General features: G+C 24.3%; 7 protein-coding genes. 2 read left to right on the forward strand and 5 right to left on the reverse strand.

The window, feature by feature from the left end; genetic code table 11:
* Positions 1–43 precede the first annotated feature (43 nt).
* Entirely contained in the window at positions 44–760 is a 717-nt protein-coding gene (locus KQY27_RS05350) for a CPBP family glutamic-type intramembrane protease (RefSeq protein WP_224425545.1), read from the forward strand.
* A 217-nt stretch (positions 761–977) separates the two neighbouring features.
* Here KQY27_RS05350 and KQY27_RS05355 read toward each other — a convergent pair whose 3' ends face one another.
* On the reverse strand, positions 978–2,186 hold the full coding sequence (locus tag KQY27_RS05355) for a choloylglycine hydrolase family protein (RefSeq protein WP_224425546.1): 1,209 nt from the start codon (positions 2,184–2,186) through the stop codon (positions 978–980).
* Between the two features lie 556 nt (positions 2,187–2,742).
* The gene (locus tag KQY27_RS05360; protein ID WP_224425547.1) at positions 2,743–3,183 is read right to left on the reverse strand and encodes a hypothetical protein; all 441 of its coding nucleotides are present in this window, start codon (positions 3,181–3,183) and stop codon (positions 2,743–2,745) included.
* Positions 3,184–3,694: 511 nt separating this feature from the next.
* Here KQY27_RS05360 and KQY27_RS05365 point away from each other — a divergent pair.
* Positions 3,695–4,237: a VTT domain-containing protein gene (locus KQY27_RS05365; protein WP_224425548.1), complete on the forward strand. Its 543-nt coding sequence runs from the start codon at positions 3,695–3,697 to the stop codon at positions 4,235–4,237.
* 163 nt (positions 4,238–4,400) lie between these two features.
* Here KQY27_RS05365 and KQY27_RS05370 read toward each other — a convergent pair whose 3' ends face one another.
* The 3 genes from KQY27_RS05370 to KQY27_RS05380 all read right to left on the reverse strand — a co-directional run bounded on the left by KQY27_RS05370 (position 4,401) and on the right by KQY27_RS05380 (position 6,443).
* Positions 4,401–5,042 carry a flavodoxin family protein gene (locus tag KQY27_RS05370; RefSeq protein ID WP_224425549.1) on the reverse strand — a complete coding sequence of 214 codons (642 nt, stop codon included), beginning with the start codon at positions 5,040–5,042 and terminating at the stop codon, positions 4,401–4,403.
* A gap of 314 nt (positions 5,043–5,356) precedes the next feature.
* Positions 5,357–6,037, reverse strand: a complete 681-nt coding sequence (gene npdG, locus KQY27_RS05375) for an NADPH-dependent F420 reductase (protein ID WP_224425550.1) — start codon at positions 6,035–6,037, stop codon at positions 5,357–5,359.
* 43 nt (positions 6,038–6,080) lie between these two features.
* Positions 6,081–6,443 (reverse strand): hypothetical protein, encoded by a 363-nt coding sequence (locus KQY27_RS05380; protein ID WP_224425551.1) that lies wholly within the window; start codon positions 6,441–6,443, stop codon positions 6,081–6,083.
* Between the last annotated feature and the right edge of the window lie 57 nt (positions 6,444–6,500).

Consider the following 6,500-nt stretch of genomic DNA (forward strand, 5'->3'; position numbering starts at 1 on the left):
ATATTTATTTATTATAACAGAAAATATTCAATAGGGGGATTAAATGACAGGTATAGATAAATTAGATTTTTTTAAATTTGAAAGAGAAGGATTGGATTTTCCTTTTTATAGGAATAATCCTAAGTTGAATATTGGAAAATGGATTATATTAGGCATTTCTTTTATAATAACTATGGTATTAATTCTCATACCTTCTACATTTGGAGTGGATTTTAAAAATTTATTATATTTCTTAATTCCCTTTATTGGTTTTGGTATTGCAGTTAGTTGGAAATATGATTTAATATGTAAAAAATTTCAAAGAAATGATTTTAAACTAATAATAACTTTAATAGTTTTAGAACTTATTTTTTCAATAGCAATTGCATTTATAATGAAGTCTGTGTTTAATATTCATGGACAAACAAATCCTGCTATTGGAAATTTAGATAATATTATATTTTGGATAAAGTTTCCTTTACAAATTTTTGGTGAAGAATTATTAAAAATCATACCTTTTTTAATATTTTTAACAATTTTTTATAAAATCACTGATAATAGAAAGATAAGTATAGTTATTTCAACTGTTTTGGCCTTAATAATATTTGGAATTATGCATTTACCTACTTATAACAATTTAATCTACTCAATAATTGTTATAGGATTTGGATCAATATTCACAATGTTTGGATATTTAAAAACAAAAAACATTTTTGTATCCTATTTAATACATTTACTATTTGATCTAATACCATTTCTTGGATCTCTTTTATTTTTGTAATGAAAAAATAGTTATATTTTAAAATTTATGACTTTATGATAAGAATAATGATTTATATAAAGAGTAAAATTTAAAATTTTATAAAACCATAAAAATTTGAAAAAATAATTCAAAAATTAGGTAAAGGTAAAAATAAATTAAAAATAAAAAATGGTAAAAATAGAGAGATAGGTTAAAAATAAGGTAAAAATATGGAAAAAAATTTAAATTATATTATTTACTTTTCATTTTCCATTTTATGTAATTGATTTTTATTTTCTTCAATGATATCTAAAAAATCTTTTATATCTGAAATATTCTCATTTAAAAATTTACCATCAACATTTTTTAAAATATCTTTATTTTTGACTTTAATTTGACCTTTTTTAGTATTTTTAATATCATCTAAAAGCTCAATAACTTCTTTCAGTGTAGTAATTGCATCATTATGAACAAATGTTCCTTTAGGATTATAAAAAGATTGGTTTTTTGGAACTTCAAATATAGCAATTTCACCATTTTCTATCAATTCATCTGTTAATTCAGCTTTCGTGATTTGATTATTTTCATAGGAAGTGAAATAGAAAGATTTAGTTTCTAAACACATTGCAGCTAGATATTGGGTGTAATCTTCACCTCCAGAATCTTCAATGACCAAACCTTTTGGTATACGGACCGTGTTTAAAATATGCCATATATTTGTAACTCCTTCTTCTTCATTCATAGATTTATTAATATATTCTTTAAAGAATGCTGCACGAACAAAACGTTGATCAGGAGTAAATCCTCCAGGAAGACCTGCTGTTCCAGTTCCTTGAGAAAAAGGTTTTGCAGTAAATTCACCATATTTTTTTGAAGAAAATTGTTTAGGGTGAACATGAAGATAATTCCTAAGATTCTGGGTATGCCACTCTAAATCAGGAGTATTAGTCAAAACAGCAACAGGATTCTTTTTTAGCTTTAATTCAGTAGTAGTAGGTTCAATTACTGCTACACGACCAGTTATATCAGCCAATATAAAATGCAAAGGTATTGATTTATTTAAAATAGGCAATTCTTTATCTGTTAATCGAATATTTTTTAAATCCTTTTCTAAATCCTTAATTGATTTATAATTTCCTAAAACCCAATTCAAAAATTCCCATGGAGCTAAGTTATTTTTTCCCTTAATTTTATTTTTATTATATTTTACTTCACCTGGTAAATAAAGTTCTGCAATAGCAAGTCCATGTTCATTTATTCCATCTGTAAATATATAATTTCCAGCGATTCCTCGACCAGTTCCAAGCATTGCATATTTATTTGTCATTTCTTTTCCATCCAAGACATGCCAACTATAATCTCTTGGTAAAAAAACAGGATTACCTTCTAAAGGAAAAGAAAAATCCATGGTTCTTGCTAAAAAATGATTATTATTCTCAATTTCAATAAAAATACTTGTACACATTTTTTTACCCCAACTGTTTATATTTAATACATACTAACAACATTACACATATAATATTACATATATAATGTTATATTTCTTAAAAAATTGTCAATAATACGCCCAAAACAATGACGTCAATGAAAAAATATTATTATTCTTAATATCAATATTCAATCATTTGGATTCTTTTTAAATAATCATAAGTTAAGTTTATTTTTCAAATATAAAATTATTAACAATTAATTTAAAAATAAAACATTTATATCATTATTTTTCTTATTGTCCTAAAATAATTTTAAAATTCATTGAAAAATATTATTTAATAATATTATTTAATAATCCTGAAAATCATCAAAACATTTTAATGAAGTTTATTTCACCCCCATCATCACAATTTCTTATATTTTACTATTAATTTATCTTATTAAACATCATATCCCTTTTTTTTATGTTTATATTTAGTAATACTAATATATATAATTTATCTATAAATATATGATAAAGGTTAAAAAAAATAATAAAAAATAATAGATATTTATAAAGCACTTATATTTTGAAGAATAAAAAATATTTTTTAATCTTTACTTTGACTTAATGATTTATTGAAATTTGCTGACATTTTATTCATTCTTTTCCTATCATTTGAAAAATTTTGTACAATCCTATCAAATGCAATTAAGAGCAGTATACTGTAGCTGTTTGCAAGAATAAATTTACTTAGATTAGTACTTACTAATGTAGGACTAAACTCAATTATTTGTGAGAAGATTAAAATAAAAACATAAAATAAGTATAATTCTGTTTTAAAGGAAATAGCATTGTTCATCAATCCTTGAATAGAACTATAATCTATTTCTTTATCATTTTCTTTAATTAATCTCGATACAGCATCTTCTGATTGAAGTATTTTTATAATGTATTCATCTACAGCTATAACTAAAAGAATTAGTCCAATATTCCCTAGATATGCATATAGAAGAGAATACCCCGCTAACCACGTAAATACAAAATACAAAATAACCCCATATATAACAATAAAAATAAGATCATATAAGATAAACTTGCTTGTTTGTATAATTTTATTTAACATCGAATTTTCCCTCGTTCATATTTTATGATATCTTTATTATAGGATTAATATAATAGCATTATATTATTAATTATGTAATTTTTTATCAATATTATAAATATTATAATATTATTTATTATTAATATTAAAGATTATTAATATAATTTATAAAAATAATAATTAAAAAAAATACTAAAGCATCAAAAAATAGCTAAAAAGATTATATATTAAACTATTATAAAATTGATACAAACTATAACTGATATAAATTATAACTGATATAAAGTATAATTGATATAAAGTATAAGGAATATATTAAAAAAGACTATAAATTGAAGAATGTTTCGATTAGAATTATAGGGATATATTGGACATATTATTAAAAAAACCCCAATATTATTCTTTCTATTCGAATAAACTTCTATAAAATGAATTAAAAATATAAAAAGTTGAACTTATGCTAGAACAAATTATAATCCAAATACAATCCATAATTATTAGTTATGGAGCTATTGGATTATTTATTGGAGGAGTAGTTAAGGAATTTATCCCAATACCTTCCACAGCAATCATTTTAGGAAGTAGCCTTATTTTACTTAAAGGTCAAGCTATTACACTTAATTCTACACTAAATCTTCTATTTATTATAGCTATTCCTGTATCATTAGGAATGACTATTGGAGCCATAATAACATATATACCTTGTTTCTATATGGGAAAACCATTTATAACTAAATGGGGAAAATATATATCTTTAAGATGGGAAGATATAGAGGAAATGGAGAAAAAGTTTGAAAATAGAAGACGAGATGATGTAATTCTTTATTTAATAAGAGCAACCCCCATAATTCCCAGCATAATCCTAAGTGCATTTTGTGGAGTAATAAGATATGATTTAAAAAAATATATAATAATTACATTTCTTGGAGGATTAACAAGGGCAATAATTTTTGGTATTATCGGTTGGCAATTTGGTAATGTTCTACAAGGATATATCTAACAAATGCCTTTTAAAAAAATTAAAAGTATATTATTTTAACAAAGATAAATTTACAATTCTAAAAAAGGGTTCAAATCCCTAGAATCTGTTTATTATTTTTAAGATGTTTTTATTAATTGTTTTTATTATTTTTAATTTAATTCTTATTTTGATTTTAAAAGATTTATTTTAAAAGATTTATTCCAATGTCAAAAGCTTTTTTACAATCAATAGGAAATTGTTCTTCTTTATATTTAGCTTTATCTTCTTTTGAAAATATTGAGCTTTCATATTTATTATAATCAGAAAATTGATAAGTGTTATATGCATATAATAATTCAGGCTTCATTCCAAGTATCTTATAAATATAATGTTGATATGCTTTTAAATTTTTTTCAAGTCCAATTTCTCTCATTTGATTTTCTGTTATATTCATTGTATAAATAAAAGCAGATGAAATTGTTTTTGGAAAAACAGTCGGGATTTCATTACTATAAATCATGTTAGAAAATAAAAAGCGCTCTAAAAAAGCACTTAAACCTGAACTTATATTCATGAAATAAACAGGTGATGCAAAAGCAATTGAATCAGCATCCTTCAACTTCTCAAGAACTGGACTTAAATCATCATTTATTGCACATATTCCATGTTTTTCATCCTTCTTTTTACAATGAAAACAACTTATACATCCACCATATTTCAATTTATAAAGATTTATTAACTCTGTTTCTCCACCAATTGATTTTACACCATCAAGAACTTTATTTAATAAAGTTCCAGTATTCCAATTTTTTCTTGGACTCCCGTTAATCCCTATAACTTTCATGATTTCCCCATTCTTATTATAATAATTAAAAATCTATTTACTAATTTCCATTAATTGAGTTTTTAATTCTTATATTAGCTTTTTAACTTTATAAAAATAACTTTTTCCACAATATATATTTAAAAAATCCAAAATTAAATAAAGCAAATAAAATAAAAAAAATAAGATAAATAAAATAAAAAAATAAAATAAAATAAAATAATTAAATAAAAAATTAAATAAAGTAAATAAATTAAAGAATTTTTTGAATATAAAAAGATTAATAATAAACAAATAATAAATTCATTATTTGTTTATATTTATTTTTTAAATTATTAATCTAATTTCAATCCTGTAATTCTAATTCCTCCATAATGAGACCTATATTTAATATTAAGTCCAATTAATAATGGAGTAATTTTTTCAACTATTCTTGCTTTTTCTAAAGCTCCGCAATCAATACATTTAATTCCTGGTATTTTATTTATCAAATCCATGGCTATTTTTTTAGATTCTAAATCATCACCTGAAACTAAACAATCACAATCTATCTCTTCATTAAAATTCATTAAATGTGAATTACTAATGTTATTAAAGGCCGAAATTACTTTTACATCTTCACCATCTAATATTTCAGCTGTTCTTTCAGCTGCAGATCCTTGCCATAGATCAACGTAACGAGCAGGTCCTCCACCAATTACTGTATCTAATGGTACTGTTGCATCAATTAGTATTTTACCATTGACATATTCTTTTACAGATTTTAAAGTTCCCATTTGAGCAGCTAATGGAACAGTTAGTATTAATATTTCACCTTTATCTGCAGCATCTTCATTTGACATACCTGATAAATTTGGAATATCATCTTTTTCAAGTAACTCTTTAACCTTTTCAACAGCAGCTTGAGCTTTCTCAGCTTTTCTTGAACCAATAATTACATTTTCACCTGCTTGTATAAAACGAATTACAATTCCTAGCCCTTGATCTCCAGTTCCGCCTAATACTGATATTTTCATGAAAAATCCTCCTAATTAAACAAAAACCCATTTTTATTAAATTTTATAGGTTTTCGTCGATTATGACTACTGGTTTGATTAGGTCTCTTGGTTTTTCTTTCATTAAGAGTAGTGCTTCTTCTATTTTGTCAAATCCATGGAAAACATGTGTTGCCATAAGTCCAGGATCCATACGATTGTGAGTCACGATATCAGCTAATCTTTCCATTCTTACTCTTCCACCAGGACATAAACCTGTAGCAAAGTCTTTATCAGCCATACCGAATCCCCATCCTTCACGACAGATAGGTAAAGTTTCCCCACTTCCAAAATAATTAATATTTGAAATTACAGACCCTGCTTTTGCTGCTCTAACTGCATCTAACAATATATCAGACCCACCACCAGCTATAATAACAGCATCCACACCTTCACCATTAGTTGCTTCTAAAATCTGCTCATCAGTAGGCCCTTCCGAGATCTA

It is taken from the genome of Methanobrevibacter sp. TMH8 (assembly GCF_020148105.1).
Lineage (GTDB): Archaea > Methanobacteriota > Methanobacteria > Methanobacteriales > Methanobacteriaceae > Methanobinarius.